Source organism: Pseudoalteromonas maricaloris (assembly GCF_024746855.1).
In the GTDB taxonomy this organism is placed as follows: Bacteria; Pseudomonadota; Gammaproteobacteria; order Enterobacterales; family Alteromonadaceae; genus Pseudoalteromonas; species Pseudoalteromonas maricaloris.
Genome location: NZ_CP024625.1, coordinates 453,519 through 472,006, shown reverse-complemented (window position 1 = coordinate 472,006; position 18,488 = coordinate 453,519). Strand labels below are relative to the sequence as shown.

General features: G+C 43.1%; 20 protein-coding genes. 2 read left to right on the top strand and 18 right to left on the bottom strand.

The features are described 5' to 3' along the window. Nucleotides 1–11: 11 nt before the first annotated feature. The 11 genes from speD to rpe all read right to left on the bottom strand — a co-directional run bounded on the left by speD (nucleotide 12) and on the right by rpe (nucleotide 10,578). A complete protein-coding gene (gene speD / locus CTT31_RS01905; protein WP_010607075.1) occupies nucleotides 12–821 on the bottom strand; it encodes an adenosylmethionine decarboxylase in 810 nt (269 codons plus the stop codon). Between the two features lie 85 nt (nucleotides 822–906). After that, complete coding sequence (locus tag CTT31_RS01900; RefSeq protein WP_010607074.1) at nucleotides 907–1,320, bottom strand: OsmC family protein; 414 nt, start codon at nucleotides 1,318–1,320, stop codon at nucleotides 907–909. 103 nt (nucleotides 1,321–1,423) lie between these two features. Beyond that, complete coding sequence (locus CTT31_RS01895; RefSeq protein WP_029215895.1) at nucleotides 1,424–1,759, bottom strand: DUF3802 family protein; 336 nt, start codon at nucleotides 1,757–1,759, stop codon at nucleotides 1,424–1,426. 152 nt (nucleotides 1,760–1,911) lie between these two features. After that, nucleotides 1,912–3,384: a succinylglutamate-semialdehyde dehydrogenase gene (gene astD / locus CTT31_RS01890; RefSeq protein WP_010368876.1), complete on the bottom strand. Its 1,473-nt coding sequence runs from the start codon at nucleotides 3,382–3,384 to the stop codon at nucleotides 1,912–1,914. A 15-nt stretch (nucleotides 3,385–3,399) separates the two neighbouring features. After that, entirely contained in the window at nucleotides 3,400–4,413 is a 1,014-nt protein-coding gene (gene astA / locus CTT31_RS01885; RefSeq protein WP_010368879.1) for an arginine N-succinyltransferase, read from the bottom strand. 67 nt (nucleotides 4,414–4,480) lie between these two features. Then, nucleotides 4,481–5,692 (bottom strand): aspartate aminotransferase family protein, encoded by a 1,212-nt coding sequence (locus tag CTT31_RS01880; protein ID WP_260491849.1) that lies wholly within the window; start codon nucleotides 5,690–5,692, stop codon nucleotides 4,481–4,483. A 357-nt stretch (nucleotides 5,693–6,049) separates the two neighbouring features. Further along, on the bottom strand, nucleotides 6,050–7,225 hold the full coding sequence (locus tag CTT31_RS01875) for an HDOD domain-containing protein (RefSeq protein WP_260491848.1): 1,176 nt from the start codon (nucleotides 7,223–7,225) through the stop codon (nucleotides 6,050–6,052). 219 nt (nucleotides 7,226–7,444) lie between these two features. Further along, nucleotides 7,445–8,026: an anthranilate synthase component II gene (locus CTT31_RS01870; RefSeq protein ID WP_211859114.1), complete on the bottom strand. Its 582-nt coding sequence runs from the start codon at nucleotides 8,024–8,026 to the stop codon at nucleotides 7,445–7,447. A 185-nt stretch (nucleotides 8,027–8,211) separates the two neighbouring features. Then, nucleotides 8,212–9,216, bottom strand: coding sequence for a tryptophan--tRNA ligase (trpS, locus tag CTT31_RS01865; protein WP_039494036.1), 1,005 nt, complete (start codon nucleotides 9,214–9,216; stop codon nucleotides 8,212–8,214). A gap of 25 nt (nucleotides 9,217–9,241) precedes the next feature. Beyond that, nucleotides 9,242–9,907: an HAD-IA family hydrolase gene (locus CTT31_RS01860; RefSeq protein ID WP_211859113.1), complete on the bottom strand. Its 666-nt coding sequence runs from the start codon at nucleotides 9,905–9,907 to the stop codon at nucleotides 9,242–9,244. Further along, nucleotides 9,907–10,578: a ribulose-phosphate 3-epimerase gene (gene rpe, locus CTT31_RS01855; RefSeq protein WP_010368892.1), complete on the bottom strand. Its 672-nt coding sequence runs from the start codon at nucleotides 10,576–10,578 to the stop codon at nucleotides 9,907–9,909. The genes CTT31_RS01860 and rpe overlap by 1 nt, the downstream gene beginning before the upstream one ends. A 137-nt stretch (nucleotides 10,579–10,715) precedes the next feature. On the opposite strand from rpe, the gene CTT31_RS01850 reads away from it, so the two are divergent. Continuing rightward, nucleotides 10,716–11,018, top strand: coding sequence for a hypothetical protein (locus CTT31_RS01850; RefSeq protein WP_010368894.1), 303 nt, complete (start codon nucleotides 10,716–10,718; stop codon nucleotides 11,016–11,018). Nucleotides 11,019–11,056: 38 nt separating this feature from the next. Next, nucleotides 11,057–11,251: a DUF2970 domain-containing protein gene (locus tag CTT31_RS01845; protein WP_010368896.1), complete on the top strand. Its 195-nt coding sequence runs from the start codon at nucleotides 11,057–11,059 to the stop codon at nucleotides 11,249–11,251. A 19-nt stretch (nucleotides 11,252–11,270) separates the two neighbouring features. Here CTT31_RS01845 and CTT31_RS01840 read toward each other — a convergent pair whose 3' ends face one another. From CTT31_RS01840 to CTT31_RS01810, 7 genes are all read right to left on the bottom strand, one after another. Further along, nucleotides 11,271–12,104 (bottom strand): Dam family site-specific DNA-(adenine-N6)-methyltransferase, encoded by an 834-nt coding sequence (locus CTT31_RS01840; protein ID WP_010368897.1) that lies wholly within the window; start codon nucleotides 12,102–12,104, stop codon nucleotides 11,271–11,273. A 47-nt stretch (nucleotides 12,105–12,151) separates the two neighbouring features. After that, the gene (locus tag CTT31_RS01835) at nucleotides 12,152–13,513 is read right to left on the bottom strand and encodes an AAA family ATPase (RefSeq protein ID WP_260491847.1); all 1,362 of its coding nucleotides are present in this window, start codon (nucleotides 13,511–13,513) and stop codon (nucleotides 12,152–12,154) included. Next, a complete protein-coding gene (aroB, locus tag CTT31_RS01830) occupies nucleotides 13,514–14,584 on the bottom strand; it encodes a 3-dehydroquinate synthase (protein WP_211859111.1) in 1,071 nt (356 codons plus the stop codon). Nucleotides 14,585–14,608: 24 nt separating this feature from the next. Continuing rightward, nucleotides 14,609–15,127 (bottom strand): shikimate kinase AroK, encoded by a 519-nt coding sequence (aroK, locus tag CTT31_RS01825; RefSeq protein ID WP_010607062.1) that lies wholly within the window; start codon nucleotides 15,125–15,127, stop codon nucleotides 14,609–14,611. 150 nt (nucleotides 15,128–15,277) lie between these two features. Then, nucleotides 15,278–17,344 carry a type IV pilus secretin PilQ gene (locus tag CTT31_RS01820; protein ID WP_260491846.1) on the bottom strand — a complete coding sequence of 689 codons (2,067 nt, stop codon included), beginning with the start codon at nucleotides 17,342–17,344 and terminating at the stop codon, nucleotides 15,278–15,280. Continuing rightward, nucleotides 17,334–17,876, bottom strand: a complete 543-nt coding sequence (locus CTT31_RS01815) for a pilus assembly protein PilP (protein ID WP_211859109.1) — start codon at nucleotides 17,874–17,876, stop codon at nucleotides 17,334–17,336. The genes CTT31_RS01820 and CTT31_RS01815 overlap by 11 nt, the downstream gene beginning before the upstream one ends. Further along, a complete protein-coding gene (locus tag CTT31_RS01810) occupies nucleotides 17,873–18,478 on the bottom strand; it encodes a type IV pilus inner membrane component PilO (protein WP_010607059.1) in 606 nt (201 codons plus the stop codon). Before CTT31_RS01810 ends, CTT31_RS01815 begins: the two co-directional genes overlap by 4 nt. Between the last annotated feature and the right edge of the window lie 10 nt (nucleotides 18,479–18,488).

Sequence of the window (18,488 nt, the reverse complement as noted above, 5' to 3'; positions counted from 1 at the left end):
TTTACCGCTGATTATTCAGTTTCTGGTAAATTGCGACCGTAGAACACTTCCTGAATTTCACGATTCAGCTTAAGACGAATTTCTTCCTCTTCGTCTGCATCTAAATCATCAGTACTAATTCCAAATAGATATGCATTTAGGTCTGTTTCCTTAAGCATCATCTTAGTATGGAATAGGTTCTCTTGATACACGTTTACGTCTACCATGTGGTATGCGTCTTTAGTATCTTCCGTCATGTAATTCTGGATCGAGTGAATTGCGTGGTCGATATAGTGTTTAACACCATTAACGTCACGAGTAAATCCACGAACACGATAGTCAATCGTCACCACATCTGACTCTAAAGAGTGAATTAAGAAGTTAAGCGCTTTAAGTGGCGAAATAATACCACACGTTGAAACTTCGATATCCGCTCTAAAAGTACAAATGCCATCATCAGGGTGCGCTTCAGGATAAGTATGAACACAGATGTGACTCTTATCTAAGTGTGCTACCACTGACTCAGGAAGTGGACCTGGTGCTTCATTACTATCAAAAGTCTGTTGATCAACAGGCTCTTCTGATACTAATATCGTCACACTCGCCCCTTGTGGTTCATAATCTTGACGTGCGATATTCAGTACGTTTGCACCGATGATATCCGTTACGTCTTTTAGAATATCCGTCAAACGATCAGCACTATACTGCTCATCAATGTATTCTAGATATTCTTTACGTTGCTGCTCGGTCTTGGCGTAGCAAATATCGTAAATGCTAAAGCTTAAACTCTTAGTTAAGTTGTTAAAGCCATGGAGTTTAATTTTATCAAAGGGCTTGTTCACGATAGACCCACCTTAATACAAAAAATCTGCGCTGCAGAAACAAAAGTTCGCGGATTTTATACGAAAATAGCGCTATGAAAAAGCGTTATTTTTCGTCAATTTCAACCACCTCATGGCTATGCGTAATTTCTACTGCTTTTTCAAGCATTAATGCCACTGAGCAATACTTTTCAGCGGATAAACTTACGGCTCTTTCTAGGTGTTTTTCAGAGACATTACGCCCTTTCACCACGAAGTGTAAATTGATCTTGGTAAAAACCCTAGGTGCGCTTTCTGCGCGCTCTGCGGTTAATTTTACTTCCACGTCGGTAACATCCTGACGCGCTTTTTGTAGAATGCTGACTACATCGACTGACGAACAACATCCCGCTGACATTAATACCATCTCCATTGGACTTGGCGCAGCACTATCAGAACCGGCATCAAATACCACATTATGTCCCGACGCAGAGCGACCGATAAAGGTATCTCCTTCAACCCATTTTACGCTAGCTAACATAGTTATCCTCTATAAAGCATAACACCGCCAAATGGCGGTGTATCTTAAACCTAGAATTGCCTCTAAGTGTGTTTTCTACACTGTCGATAGTGATTGTGCCAAGCTATACAGCAGAATCAAACAGGTTTTTGACCAAACCCGCGAATTCTTCGATAAATTCTTTTTGTTCTACGGTGACACGTCTATCAACAACACTTGATAGCACTTCTTGTAAGTCGTACACAATGCCATCTACCTCACGCACGATCATGCTGCGCTGCTCTGTAGATAACTCAGTGTGCTGCTCGCATATACGGATAACGTTTTCAGCGATCACATCTTCGATTAATTCCATGACTGTTGGAGCCCCTGGTTCAACCGTCCCAGACTTCTCAAACAAGGCTAAGTTTTGCGTCAAATACATGACTAAATCATCGTACCCTTGTTTATCTAAAACCATACTTTGCTCACCCGAACCTATCAAAGACATCTCCTATTGATTTAAGCAGAAAGTTTTTTCGATTGCTACTTTTGTAGTCAACTAGACACAAAAAAGCAGCCGAAGCTGCTTTTCTTATCAATTTTTATTGAGTAAACCTCAATATTGGCATTTTAATCCAAAGATAAACCTGGGCTCAAGCTAGAAGGTAAAGTTACCTTTTCCAGTTCCACAGAAGCCACTGGGTATGCACAGTAATCTGCCGCGTAGTATGCACTTGCACGGTGGTTACCTGATGCACCGATACCACCAAACGGAGCTGCACTTGAAGCGCCAGTGATTGGGCGGTTCCAGTTTACGATACCTGCGCGAATACGACGTAAGAAACGGTCGTAGTCAGCTTCGTTGTCGCCAAGCAGGCCTGCAGATAAGCCAAAGCTTGTCTCGTTCGCTTTTTCGATAGCAGCGTCAAAGTCTGTGTAGCGGAATATTTTTAACAGCGGACCAAAGTGTTCTTCATCAGGAAAGTCTGCAATGTTAGTACATTCGATGATCCCTGGCGTCACAAAGCCCGTGCCCTCTGTGTGCGTCAGCTCGATAAGCGACTCACCACCGAGCTCAACAAGCTGTTGCTGTGCTTTTACCATGCCAGCGGCGGCTGCATTTGAGATCATTGAACCCATGAACGGTTGATCTGCATCGTCAAAGTTACCCACTTTAATCGCTTTAGTTGCTTTGATCAGTTGCTCAAGGATTGTGTCACCTTGTTCACCTGCAGGAAGGAATAGTTTACGAGCACAAGTACAACGTTGACCACTTGAGATAAACGCAGATTGAATAATGTCGTGTACTGCCGCTTTGGTATCCGCTACGTCTTTTACGATAAGTGGGTTATTACCACCCATTTCAAGCGCTAGGATCTTACCCGGTTGACCTGCATATTGTTCATGTAGCAAGTGACCCGTACGAGAAGAGCCAGTAAAGAATAAGCCGTCAATACCCGCGTGTGATGCAAGTGCTTTACCTGTTTCAACTTCACCCTGAACTAGGTTAATCACGCCAGCAGGAAGACCCGCTTGTTGCCAGTATTTAAGCGTTAGCTCAGCAACATAAGGCGTCAGTTCAGATGGCTTAAAGATAACCGTGTTACCAGCAAGTAGCGCAGGTACGATGTGGCCATTAGGTAAGTGACCTGGGAAGTTATATGGGCCAAATACAGCAACTACACCATGCGCCTTGTGACGGATCACGGCACGGCCAACTGGCATTGGATTTTCCACAACGCCTGTACGCTCTTGATAGGCTTTCTCAGAAATCGCGATTTTACCTACCATAGCACCCGCTTCTGTACGAGTTTCCCAAAGTGGCTTACCCGTTTCTTTAGCAATTGCAATAGCCAGCTCTTCGCTATTTTCTTTTAGTACTTCAGCGAAACGCTTAACAATTTCTAGACGCGCTTCAAAGCTCATGTCGCTCCATGAATAAAAAGCTTCACGAGCCGCTTTTACTGCGCCATCAACTTGCTCAGCAGTAGCTGCGTTTGCGCTCCAAATAACGTCGTTGTTTGCTGGGTTTACAGAGCTAAAGCTTGCGCCTTGTCCTGCAATCCACTCACCATTTATTAGTTGTGCTGCATGTGTTGTCATAATCTGTTCCCAATCTTAAATCTTTACTAGGCTTACTTGATCGCCTTCTTCAACTTTTAGCGCCGCGGCAACATGTGGAGCAAGCGTCACTTCATTGCTATCAGTCAGGGCTAACTCGATTACCGCCGCGCGATAATCAACAAGTTTACCATTTGCGACCATAACAGGGAATCCACCGTTGCTTTCGCCTATTTTCACAGTACGAGTTTCACTATTGCGAACCGTGCGGATATTCCCCACTTTTGCTTCTACCGTTGGACCCGCGTCGAAGATATCAACATAACCATTAAATGTGAAACCTTCGCTTTTTAGTAGCTCAATAGCAGGACGCGTATTGTCGTGAACTTCACCAATCACCGCTTGTGCTTCTTTACTAAGCAGGTTCACGTAGATTGGGTACTTAGGCATTAATTCAGCAATAAAGACCTTTTGGCCGATCCCCGTTAGATAATCCGCTGTCGGGAAATCCATCGAGAAGAAATGCTCTTCAAGCCATTGCCAGAACGGACTTTCGCCTTGCTCGTTAGAAACACCGCGCATTTCCGCGATAACGGTTTCAGCAAAACGATCACGATGTTGATTGATAAACATAAAGCGAGAGCGAGACAGCAATTTGCCATTTGCGCCTTTGCGATAGCCATCTTTTAAAAACAGAGTGCATAATTCCGTCGCGCCAGTGTAGTCATTACATAGCGTTAAAATATCCACTGCTTTATAAACATCGAGTGTGCGTGAAGAGTGGATCACTTTGCTTAGGTGATAATGATAAAACGCATCATCTAAACCAACCGCAGCTTCGATACCGCTGGTACCAACCACCTCGCCTGTTTCAGTATCTTCTAATACAAATAAATAACCTTCATCAAAAGGCTTGTCAGCTTGCTTGCCAAAGGAAGCAACTGAGCGTGCAATCTTCTTCTGTAATAGCTCTTCGTTTACAGGCAAAGAGGTAAAACCGTGACCTGATTCGTGAGCAATGTTTAAAAGCGCTGGATAATCGCTTTCTTGGATTGGGCGAAGGATCATCATGAGCCCGCTTACTCCTCAAAAATGTGGATAACAACAAGGCCACCAAAAGGTGACCTTGCAACCAGTATTAAGCGTTGTTAGCAACTACCGCAGCAACGGCTTTTTCGAAGCGTGCCATCCCTTCGCGGATGTCAGCTTCTGGAATAACAAGAGATGGAGTGAAACGTACTACGTTTGCACCTGCAACAAGTGACATCACGCCTTGCTTGATACCTTCAACCAAGAATTCTTTTGCTTTGCCTTCGTACTTTTCAGTGACTACACCACCAAGCAATAGACCTTTACCACGTACTTCGGTGAATACGTTGTACTTTTCGTTGATGTCGTTTAATAGTTCACGGAACAGCTGCTCTTTTGCTTTTACGCCATCAAGTACAGCTGTTGTGTTTACTGTGTCAAATGCCGCTTCTGCAACCGCACACGCCAGCGGGTTACCGCCGTATGTAGAACCATGAGTACCTACTTTTAGGTGCGCAGCAATCTCTGTTGTTGTGATCATCGCGCCGATAGGGAAACCACCGCCAAGCGCTTTAGCCGTTGTTAAAATATCAGGGGTTACGTTTAAACCTTGGTATGCATACAAGTCACCAGTACGGCCAACACCAGTTTGCACTTCATCAAAAATAAGTAGCGCATTGTGCTTGTCACACAGCTCGCGAACACCTTTTACAAACTCAGAAGTTGGTGAAATGATACCACCTTCGCCTTGTAGCGGCTCCATCATCACGGCACAAGTGTTGTCTGAAATAAGTGCTTCAAATGCCGCTAAATCGTTATAGTCTGTATGAACAATGTCGCCCGGCTTTGGACCAAAGCCATCAGAGTATGCAGCTTGACCACCTACAGTTACAGTGAAGAAAGTACGGCCGTGGAAACCTTTGTTGAAAGAGATGATTTGCGACTTTTCAGTACCAAACTTATCTAGTGCCCAACGGCGTGCTAGTTTAAGCGCCGCTTCATTCGCTTCTGCACCTGAGTTTGCAAAGTAGACTTTCTCTGCGAACGTCGCATCAGTTAGCTTTTTCGCTAAACGTAGTGCAGGCTCATTAGTCATCACGTTAGACAGATGCCAAATTTTCTCGCCTTGCTCTTTAAGCGCGCCCACCAAAGCTGGGTGACAATGACCTAGACAGTTAACTGCGATACCACCAGCAAAGTCGATGTACTCACGACCTTTCTGATCCCATACTCGAGAACCTTCACCTTTCACTGGAATTACCGCTGAAGGTGCGTAGTTAGGTACCATTACGTCGTCAAACAATTCACGATTGATAGTCATTTTATTTCCTCATATTTGGTGAGTGAAAGTGCAAACAAGGAGTCATTTCCTTTTGGAGGTCGGCGCGTTGCCGCCACTTGATAGGATATTTATTCACACCAATTCGGTGCTATGTATTTTGACCCGCCCCTTGATGGCACAAAATTCATACGCTCATTATTCCAGAAAAAGCGCCATTTGTCTCACTTATACCACGTTCTCAGCCCTTAGTATTCAAGGGTTTAACATATATTCTCAACTCAAGTGAATAACTATCTAGGGCAGATATTTAGGGCAAAGCAAGCGCCGTGCAGCCTTGCACAGATCATTTAAGATTAGGTTTTGAATGAATAGTCGCAAAAAAAATTTCAATTTTTTTTACAAAATCGTCAACTGCAGGTTATGGAACGCACATTTTGCCAATTGCTGACGCATTTCCTCGGTAAGTTCTAAATGATTGAGCAAAATCTCGGCTTCGTCATCTTCAATTAACTGACTATCTTTTAAAACAAGCAGTTGTGCGTAGCCATAGGCTTTTTGCATCACTTGTGTCAGAGGTAATGGGTCAGCAATGTTTTTATGCGCATTTGGTAGATAAGTTTGCGCATACTCTTCCATGACGGCATTAAAGGGCAAATAACGTAACTCCATTTTTTCAATTAGCTTACGTGAAATCTCTGCCGAATGTTCTATCAACAAGTTACGTAAAAATAATGGATCAGGAGATAACTCCATTAATGCGGTGTGTAGGTCTTTTTGCTTTTTGTCTCGTGCTATTTGTACCTTGGCTTGCCACACTTTTTCGAAGGTGCGTAAATAAAGACGGATCAAGGCCACTTTCCCAAGCTCTAGTAACATGCCTAAAGTAAATGCATGCTGTTCTTTTACCCCAAAAAATGGTGCCAGCTCTTTTGCCGCAATGGCTGTGCTCATGCTCAGCTCGCGTAATTTACGCTTCATTAAGCCAAATGGTTCTGTAGCATGCGGCATCCAGTGTCTTACCGCCATTGTCGGGATCACCATTTGCAAGTTCTCAAGGCCTAAATACCTTAATGCTAATGCTGGAGTGTCGACCTTAATGGACGTGCCTTTACTGTTTTTTTTGCGATACTGTGGCAAGTTGACTAGCGAAACCAGCTCACGACCCAACCAACTTAAGTCATTGACCAAAGGTTCTAAACGCCCAACCGAAGCTGAGCGCACAGCTAGAATATCTAAGATCGCAGGAACGGAGTCTTGAATGCCAATGACTTCATGATAGATGTTATCAAGGTCATGCAGTTGCTTTGTGATAACTTCTTCGATAACGGAATGTAGATGCTTACTCGCTTTGGCAATATATTTATGATGACTTGTGCTGCTCTCTTGGCGTTTTGCAGCCGCAGCAATTTCCACCTCTAGCATAGTGCGCTGTGCGATATTCTCACCGTAGCTAATATCAAATGTATGGATATAGCCTATTTGCTTCTGCGCAAAGTTGAGGCTGATAAGAAGGTCATGGGCACGTTCGGACAGCGCTTGTGCCATTCTAATTTGCTTATTTTCTTGCGTCATGCATGCTACTTATCTAAAAGAAAAACACTGAGTTAAGCACTCACAGAATCGTCTTACTGATTAACATTATACCAGTAAAAGCAATATTATGATTTGATATTGCGCACAATAGAATCAAAAAGTTATGTATCAAAAACTAGACCCTAGTCTAACCAACAAAAGCGCGGCAAATATGGATATATAACACCTAGGCGAAACTCTGTTGGATTTGTTTAAACTTTAGAAGCGTTTTATAAAGTTATCAAGTAATGCTAAGCCGTGTTCAGTGAGGATAGCTTCTGGGTGAAATTGCACGCCTTCTAGTGCTCTATCGGATGCTACGAGTCCCATAATTTCATCACGTTCACCTTCTTGCGTCTGTGTCCAAGCCGTTACGGCTAGAGATTTTGGTAAGCTACTTTGCTCAACAACTAAAGAGTGGTAGCGGCATACTTCGTATGGTGATGGCAGACCTTGAAATACACCCATATTGTTATGGTGCACTTGCGACGTTTTACCATGCATCACTTGTTTTGCTCGAATGATTTTACCACCTAAAGCTTGTGCAATAGTTTGATGACCAAGGCAAATGCCAAGAATAGGGATTTGTCCCTGTAGACGTTTTACGACTTCAAGCGAGATCCCCGCTTCATCAGGACTGCAAGGGCCAGGAGATAGCACAACATATTTGGGATTAAGCTGCTTGATTTGTGAGGCGCTGATTTCATCATTCCGCTTTACCAGCACGTCCACGTCTAAGCGCTGAAAATACTGCACTAGGTTGTAGGTAAAGGAATCATAGTTATCAATCATCAACAGCATGTAGGTACCACTAAAAGAACCAAGCAGCCTATTCGCCACTAGGGTAAAGATGTTCGTTATAAGTCTATTTTATCACGAACTCAACAGGAGGGTTTTCTTATATCTAGTATCTGCTTTAAACCAAGGGGCAATAGGCCCTTGTAATACAAAAAGACACCATAAATGGTGTCTTTCTTTGTGTTTTATTAACCGCGAGGAATAAAACCGACGGCGTCATACACAGCTTTAAGCGTTTTTTCGGCACGAATACTTGCTTTTTCCGCACCTTTTTTCATGATTTCGTTCAGCAGAGTTTGATCTTCACGGATTTCTTTAAAGCGCGCTTGAATAGGCTCAAGCATATTCACTACCGCATCGGCAGTGTCTTTCTTCAAATGGCCGTACATTTTGTCTTCGTACTCTGGCACTAACTCTTCAATTGAGCGTTTAGTTGCAACACTAAGTAGAGTCAGTAAGTTGGATACACCAGGTTTTTCAACACGATCAAAGTAAATGCGTGCTTGCTCATCTGAATCCGTTACCGCTTTTTTCAGCTTTTTCTCTATCTTCTTAGGTTCATCCAACAGCATCACAAAACCATTTGGGTTTTCGTCTGATTTTGACATCTTCTTGCTCGGATCTTGCAAGCTCATAACACGAGCGCCAAACTCTGGAATATAAGGTTCTGGGATCTTAAAGACATCGCCATACAGATTGTTAAAGCGCGTTGCGATATCGCGGGTCAACTCAAGGTGCTGCTTTTGGTCTTCACCAACCGGTACTTGATCCGCTTGATACAATAAAATATCCGCAGCTTGCAATACTGGATAGGCGAATAAGCCAACGTTTACGTTATTGGCGTGCTTTGCTGACTTATCTTTAAACTGCGTCATGCGGTTTAATTCACCCATTTGTGCATAACAGTTCAGTACCCAACCTAGCTGTGCATGCTCAGGAACCTGTGATTGTACAAATAGTGACGATTTATCTGGGTCGATGCCGCAAGCGGTATATAGTGCTACGCCGTCTAATACGCGATCGCGTAGTTGCTGTGGCTCTTGGCGAACCGTAATGGCATGCAAGTCAACCAACATAAAGTAACAATCATGATCGTTTTGTAGTTTAAGCCACTGGTTAATGGCACCTACGTAATTGCCTATTGTCATACCACCGGTTGGCTGAATACCACTTAATACTACAGGTTTACTCATGTCGTTCCTTTATTTCTTCATTGAATTAACGTTGATTGATAATGGGAATAATATCTAAGAATCCATCACAAAGGTACTGTGGATTGAACTCTTTCAAATCGAATCCCTGATTATACCCATAATTTAGCGCAATCACAGGTATCTTAGCGCCCTGAGCGGCCAAAATATCGCTTTTAGAATCTCCAACCATAATAAGCTTATCCGCTGGTATACCAAGACGCTCGGCAGCCAGCAATAGCGGAGCTGGTGATGGCTTTTTGTCAGTATCATCACCACAGACGATACAATCAAAATGCGATGTGAGATTTAATTTATCTAGCAGCTTTAGCGTAAATGCACGATTTTTATTGGTCACGATGGCTTTTGGCACTGCGGCAAATGCAGATAACCCCGTCTCAACATGCGGATATAAACCTGCATACTGACCAACTAATTCATCATAATGCACTTTAAAACGCTCAATGGCGGTGTGCGCTAAACTTTCGGATAGCTCTTCGCTAACTTCATGGCTACCGCTTAGGCCTCTTTTTACTAACATATCGATGCCGTTACCTACCCACTCACGCACCAGAGCATGACTAACAATTGGATGAGCAAGCTCAGACAGCGTTAAATTGAGCGCCATGTACATATCCTCGACGCTATCAACTAACGTGCCATCGAGGTCAAATAAAATACCCTCAAAACGCATTATTTTACCTTTGCTAATTCTTGACGCATGGCGTCTATTACCGCTTTGTAATCGGGTTGATTAAAGATAGCGGAACCCGCAACAAACATGTCTGCACCGGCAGCTGCAACTTCAGCAATGTTGTCCACCTTAATCCCCCCATCCACTTCAAGACGAATATCGCGACCGGACGCGTCAATGCGTGCTCTCGCTTCTTTTAATTTTTCAAGTGTATGTGGGATAAAACTTTGGCCGCCAAAACCAGGGTTTACCGACATCAAGAGGATTTGATCAATTTTATCCATCACATGATCGAGATAATGCAGCGGTGTGCCTGGGTTAAATACCAAGCCAGCTTTACAACCTGATTCTTTAATCAGCGCAAGGCTTCTGTCTATATGCTCGCTGGCCTCTGGGTGAAATGTAATAATGCTCGCTCCGGCTTTAGCAAACTCGGGAATTAAACTATCTACAGGCTTTATCATCAAGTGTACGTCGATAGGAGCTGTAATTCCGTAATTTCTTAATGCGTCACAAATCATTGGACCAAAAGTTAAATTTGGCACATAGTGATTATCCATTACATCGAAATGAACCACGTCGGCACCTGCTGTCAGTACCTTTTCAACATCTTCGCCTAACCTCGCAAAATCTGCGGATAGAATGGATGGTGCAATTAAAAAATCAGACATACTTTTCCCCTAAACGTAAGACCGCGATACTGTACCGTAAATTGCCCAAAATGTCTGCGATTTAAGGCGCTTTATGATTGTGCAATAAACGAACATTGTGTATCATTATGTGATATCTAACTTCTGGGGATAGGGTTATGGTTTCTAGATATAAAGCACGGATTGCTCTGCTTGGGACGGTATTAGCCGTGTCGGCAGGGGTATTTTCTTTCGACAATGATGAAAGTCTTGCCGCAAATTACTCCGCATGCACTTGTAGCACTGGCAATTTAAGCAGTCGAATAAATGCAGTGGAATGTCAGCAAGAAGCGCACACCAGTTGGGCTGCGTGGTTGACTGGCGGTAGTTCGAGTGGCCAATTCCATTATTTGGATTTGCTTGAGCTATTACTTGGCTCTAAAGACAATCAAAGCAGTAGTAAAGTTTCATCTCCTTACTAATACCAGTTGAGCCAATCAACTGGTAAGAGGTAAACACTATGGCTTCTTCCAATAGTAAATTCGCATTAGTTCAAAGTGTCTGTGCAGCAATGTTTGGTGTGCAGAGTGGTCAAAAACAAGCATATGACTTTAACAAAAAGCATTTTTGGCCGTTTGCTTTTGCAGGCATCGTTTTTGTCGCCGCCTTTGTCATTGGCTTAATTTGGTTTGTGAATGGTGTGGTTTTGGCTTAGTCCTTTATGCCGCAGCAAATTACGGACGGTGATATAACGCCATTAGTTCGTCAACTTTATTCCGCCCATTACCTTTAGGGCTAATTGTACGTTTCACCTTGATCACATCTAGCTTCGCTTGATTATAAATCTTTCGTGTCCATACCGTATCGTGATTGGAGATTAACACTGGCGTTTGTTTTTCAAAAGCCGCGGTTTCCGCAAGATTCGCCAATTGCGCTTGGTCATCTAAGTTAAAGCCACCTTTTGCATAGCTAGTAAATGATGCTGTTTTGCTCAGAGGCACATACGGTGGATCGCAATACACTACCGCATTTTTTGGCATAGTTTCAAATACTTGGCTGTAACTTTGACAGGTAAAAGTAGCCTGTTGAGCCTTTTCAGCAAACACATATAGCTCACGCTCTGGAAAGTAAGGCTTTTTGTACTTACCAAAAGGGACGTTAAAGATCCCCTTTAAGTTATAACGACATAAACCATTGTAGCCATGGCGGTTCATATATAGAAATAGAATCGCACGCTCATACACATCAATGCTTTCGTTAAACTGTTGTCGATACGCGTAATAAGCATCTGGGTGGTTATTCAGCTCGACGAATAGCCTTTTAGCGTCACTGATAAATTCATCAGGAATACGCTTCAACTCTTTATACAGGTTGATAAGATCAGCGTTAATGTCATTTAAGACATAATGCTTAAACTGAGTGTTAAGGAAAACAGATCCCGCTCCAACAAAAGGTTCTACTAGCGTGTCGGCTTCATTACTTGCTGCTTGTAGGCGCTTAGAAATATCTTCTACTAAGCTGTATTTTCCGCCTGCCCATTTTAAGAAGGCTCTAGTCTTTTGTTGCATGCTCGTTCTATGTCGTGAGTGGTTGCGCGATTTTACACTAAATGTGGCTAATTACCGAGAGACTGAGTAATTTCTTGTTTAATTTTACTCATTCTCTTAAAAAATGGCTGACCTTTTCGTAGCGCCTCAGGCAATACCGCCTTTGCTTGCTTCGCTGAGGCCAAACTATCATAAGCATCAGTTGTAACCACAAACCAAGTTCGGCCGTTTCTTAAGACAGTAAACTGCTGTGTCACCACCTCGTTATGCTCCGCCATAAACCCAGCTGCAATCTCACTTTCTGTCACAGCAAGTAACTGGATCACCCATTCATCATCTGAACGACTGAGATACCAAGGGTTTCCCGTCAATGGTTCAGGCTCTGCGTACTGAGGCTCTTTTACTGGCGATAAAGTGGCCAGAGTACTACCAACATTGGCTTCTTCAGCTTCATTCGCTTGCTCTGATAGTGCGTTATTGTTGTTTATAGTATCTTCTTTTGCTTCAGTTAATGCAGATAAAATACTACCAACAGGTGCGGTTTCAATTTGCGTTGGCGCTTCGGCTGGCAACTCTGGTTGTACGTTGTTTTCAACTTCAACTTTTTCAACTGTAGTAATTGGCGCTTCAAACACAGCTTGCGCATCAATAGCAGTAGCGACGGTTTCTTCATTATCTTGAGTTGGCGTCCAGTATCGTTTTAATTCTTGCTTATACACTAAAGCAACCATTAACGCGGTCAGTATCAAACAAAGCGCAATGACATACCATTGCCATTGTGATTTGCTACCCACTTTAGAACTTTGTTCACGTAAATTCAGGCTCTGTTGCTGCGGCTGCCAAGAAAGTAAAACACTCGGATTACCCCGAGCTTCAGCAACAAACGTATTAAAAATAGGATCTTCATCAGGCGGTAAGTCTTTGTAAAACATGCTCATCAAACGCTTGCTTTCAAGCATAGATAAAGGCTCGATATGAATATCCAAACTTTCAGGGATCAGCTGAGGCTGCTGCGCCGTAGCGAGTATGTAAATTGTTTCGCGAGAAGATTTTGCGAGCTTTTGTAGTTGTTCCGCAAGCTCTTGGGTTAAATGCCTAACGTTGTCTAACACCCATAAGCATGGTCCACAAGCTTGTTCATCGTGGAGCAACATGAAATTTTCACTTAGAGATAACTTCTGATCAATGAGAGGACTGCGAAAGCTATGCTCAAGCAGTTGCCGCACTACATCAAACTCTTGAGTATTTGCAGTTAGCTTTACAAACGCTTTGTTAAAGTCTGGATACTTATCGGTAAGAAACGATTCTGCAAGGTAGCTTTTACCAAGACCCGAAGAGCCGACTAAGGTTATCAGGTTTTGGCCATAGTCGAATTGCATAGCAATTCTATCTACCAATGCAGCTCTGCTTGGTAAAATTTGCGACTGCATTTAACGACCTATTAGAGTTACCACGGTTTCATCGCTAACATCATCCACTAGCGCACATTGACCTAGTTGCGTTGGCAGAATAAAGCGAATTTTGCCTTGTTTGTTCTTTTTGTCTTTGCGCATATGTTGTAAAAACTGCGCTGCGGTCATCTCGCTTGGCGCTTCTGTCGGTAATTGATAAAGCGCAATAACGCGACGGATCTTTTCAACATCAGCAGTACTAAGCGCGCCACGCTGGCAAGCCAAGTTTGCAGCTATCATCATTCCAGCAGCAACAGCCTCACCGTGCAACCAATTACCATAGCCCATTTGCGCTTCAATCGCATGGCCAAAGGTGTGACCCAAATTAAGTAATGCACGCAACCCTGCTTCGGTTTCGTCTTTTGCGACGATCTCAGCTTTTATTGCACAACACTTATAAATAACTTGTTGAAGGCTTTCAGCATCTAGTGCGCTGAGCTGAGGGTGCTGATCCGTTAATGTATCAAGAAAAGATGCATCATAGATCAACGCATATTTAATGACTTCAGCCATACCCGCAGCAAACTCTCTTGCAGGTAATGTACTTAAGGTCTTGGTGTCGATAAAAACCGCTTTTGGCTGATAGAAAGCACCAATCATGTTTTTACCTAACGGATGATTTACCGCAGTTTTACCACCAACTGACGAATCGACTTGTGACAACAAAGTCGTAGGGATCTGAATAAACGGAACACCACGCTGGTAGCATGCCGCAACAAAACCAGTCAAATCACCAACCACACCGCCACCGAGGGCAATCAAACACGTATCTCGACCACAATTATGCTCGAGCAAAAAGGCAGAGATCTTTTCAAACCACTCTAGTGATTTGTATTGTTCACCATCAGGGATAACAAAATGTAGCGGTTTTTGATCGTCAAATATCGCTAACAGACTGTCTAAATATAGAGGCGCTATGGTGGTGTTGGTGATGATAACAGGACGACTTTGCCCAACGTACTGTTTAAGTCGTCCTTCATCTGATAAGAGATGTTCACCAATGAAGATGGGATAGCTTCGCTCGTTTAAATCAACCTTTAATTCAAGCATGGCTTCCCTCCTATGGTGTTGTTATTAGAAATCTAATTTTTCAATAATTTGGTTTGCAACTACTTTAGCGCTTTGCTCATCCGTACGAACAACGTGATCTGCCACTTCTCTATATAGTGGTTCACGCTCATCGGCTAAGCGCTCTAGTACGTCACGTGAGTCTTCACTGGTTTGTAGTAATGGACGACGCTTATCACGCTGAGTACGAGCTACCTGTTTTTCGATCGGCGTTTCTAGGTAAACAACAATACCGCGCGCAGACAACTTATTGCGCACTTCTTTGCTGATCACAGAGCCACCACCTGTTGCTAACACAATGCCTTGCATTTCTGTTAGGTCAGAGATGACGCTTTCTTCACGCTTGCGGAACCCCTCTTCGCCTTCAATATCGAACACCCAAGAAATATCCGCACCTGTGCGGCGCTCAATTTCCTGATCCGAATCGAAAAATTCAAGGTGTAATTGATCTGCAATGTGACGACCAATCGTGCTTTTACCAGCCCCCATCGGGCCTACTAGAAATATATTACGTTTCTCAGCCATATCTTTTTAGTACAAACGAACTCTAAAATTTGAAATAAAACCCCGCCTAACGACCTGGCCCCAAAATTAAGGAGGGGATTATCTCAGTAATCCGTGAACAATTTCAAGTCAAACCACGCAAAAAGCGTAATACTTTTACTGTCAACGGGCCTATAAACTGTCTTGAATGATCTTAGGCGTCACAAATATCAGCAATTCTCGCTTTTCGTTAATATCACGAGAGTTCTTAAACAATAGACCTAAATATGGGATATCGCCCAAAATTGGGATCTTACTTACTGCTGTTTTCACTTCTTGCTGATAAATACCACCCAGTACGATAGTTTGACCATTTTCGACCAGTACTTGTGTTTGGATCTGTTGGGTGTTGATCGCTGTCGCCGGGCCATTCGGCGTCTGCACGGTATCACCTTTAGTGTCTTGTGTAATCACTAAGTCGAGAATTATTTTATTATCGGGTGTGATTTGCGGTGTCACCTCCAAGCTTAATACCGCTTTTTTGAAGCTTACCGTTGTAGCACCACTTGACGAGGCCTCTACGTATGGGATTTCTGTACCTTGCTCAATACGCGCCTTTTTCTGATTAGCGGTAGTGATGCTTGGCGTTGCGATTATCTCCCCCTTGTTCTCTTGCTCCAATGCAGACAACTCGAGATCAATCAACGTACCATCCGCCAATTTAGCAATGTGCATACCAATACTGCCTGCAGGGACCCCTTTTACGCCTAAATTAACATTTAAGCGATTCTCCAAAGACGGAATATTGCCATTGGATAGCGCATTAGCACCGTCTAGCGTACCAGAGATAGCATCACTGCCTTGCTGATCGCTAAAGCCCCAACGAACGCCTAGGTCTTCTTGTACGGTATCATCCACAGTAACCATACGCGACTCAATACGCACCTGCTTTACCGGCACATCTAAGGTTTCAACCATCCGACGCACACTTTCAATGCTACGCGAGGTATCTTTAATCAATAAAGTGTTGGTACGTTTATCAACGGACACACTACCACGATGGCTAATAATAGAATTGATATCGGTTTTAAGTAAGTCAGCAAACTCTTCCGCTTTTGCGTAATTAAGTTGAATATATTCGCTATATAATGGCTCTAGCTCTTCCACTTGCTGGCGCGCTTGTAATTCTTTGGCTTCTCGCGCTGCAAGTTCTTCTGATGGTGCAACCATCAAAATAGAACCATCCATACGCTTATCTAGCCCTTTCACACGTAACACAACGTCAAGCGCCTGATCCCAAGGTACACCGTCTAAACGCAAGGTAATATTGCCAGATACAGTGTCACTCGTTACTAGGTTAAAGTTGTTTGTATCGGCGATGATCTGTAGTACGGAGCGAATTGGAATATCCTGAAAATTCAGCGTGATTGGCTGACCTTTATACTCTTTTTTATCGCCAAAGGTTTTATTACCTTCGTCTTTCTCAACTGATAACGTAAAGATGTTATCGAGCTGTTGATAGGTAAACTTGAATGCCGCATTTGGCTCAATCACAATGCGGCTTTTATTGTCTTCTTTAAAGGTCTCGATACGAGATACTACAGTGCCAAAATCTAACACATCAAGTTCGTATAGCAGGTCTTCCGCAATATCAATATGGTGGAAGTCCGCAATGATTTTGCCTCCACGCTCTTGTACATCAATGGCCGCTTGGTTGTGCTCTAGAAACGCAAGTACCTTAGCCTCACCTTTCTCACCACGACGAAAATCGATAGCTTGAATTTGATTGATAAATGCGGTGACTTTTTGACTTTGATCTTGTTCAGAGACAATCGGTTTGTTAGATACTTCCACTATCACCAGATTATTCTTAACCTCGGTTTTATATAGCTTCAGCTCATCCATGTTGATGGAAACGACAAAACCACCATCTCTGAGTTCACTGGTAATCCCTTGAATACCAGCTTTATCAATACTTAAAGCTTTTAAGCTCTCTTCAAACTCAGCCTGCTGGAAAAACAATTCAATGCTGGCACTTTCGCCAACAACGCGAACTTTTGGCTCCGTATTGAGTTTTTCGTCAAACACCAGTTGTAGCTGGGTTTCCCCAGTTGGCACTGGGTTATAGCGAATGTCATACAACATAGGAATGGCATGCGCAATTGACGAAAGGCCAACTAAGGCAACACCGAGCACAGAACGCCACAGTGCTCGAGTGCTTTTAATGGTTGATTTTATAACGTTATTGTTAGTATTCACTCGTGCCACCTTGTTCCGCTTCTAACATTTCCACTTTTGTTAGCCTTTCTTTCCAACATCCCGTTCCATCTGGGATCAATTCTAATAATTCTAAATGATCGGCATGTACACTCAGCACTTTGCCATGATACAAACCCATATATTCGCCACGTTTAACACGATACAAGCCCTGTGTCGCCGCTTCGATTAGCGCCCAGCGACCATCTGATTTAGCAATAATGCCTTTCATACGCAGGTTATCCAATGGAAACTTCTCTAACGGATAGCGATCTCTATCTGGGTCTGGGTGTAAGCAGTTTTTAATTTGAACTAATTTATTTTCAATTACTTCAGGCTGCGGTGCAACAAAAGGGCTACGTAACTCCGAAGCGCTATACTTAAACGGTTCATAATTTTGCATTTCAGGTATAGGCTCGATTTTTGGCGTTGAGCTTGCCTTTACCTGATCAATAAACTCTTTTTGTTCTGCCGTACTATCATTACAACCTGAGATGAACAGCAATGTGGTTACGCAGAGCACTAACCGGATCATTTCTGACCTCCTTGCTCATAGCGATAAGTTTTTGCCACAACACTAAATACTAGCTCGCCGTTTCCTGCATTTTCGATTCTAAAATCGTGTAGGCTGACTATGCGAGGTAACTCAGATACTTTACTCACAAACTGACCAAATTCATGATACTTACCAATCACCTCTAACTTAATAGGCAATTCAGTATAAAACTCTTTGCGTACCTCTGGCATCCAGCCAATTTTTAGGAAGGTTAATCCGCTTGAGGTACCAACGTAAGTCAGATCATCAAGTAACCCAGGCGTTTCGTTGGAACTTGGCAATCGTCTCAACAGCTCTGTAAATTGCGCTTCCATATCAATCATTTGCTGTTTATATAGCTCTAGATTGTTTGCTCTTGCGTATTTTATTCGGTAGCTCGTTCTCAGCTCTTGCTCTTTTTTAACCGCTTGATCGTAACGGTCTATTGAGCTTGAAACCATCAGGTTATAACCCAATACCATCATTAATAAAACCACCAGAACGGAACATAAAACTTTTACAGGAAAAGGCCAATGACCTATGTTGTCGAGCTCCAGCTCATTCCAATCGATTTCTTTTAAACTGTTTAAGTCAAAATTCATGCACTGTGCC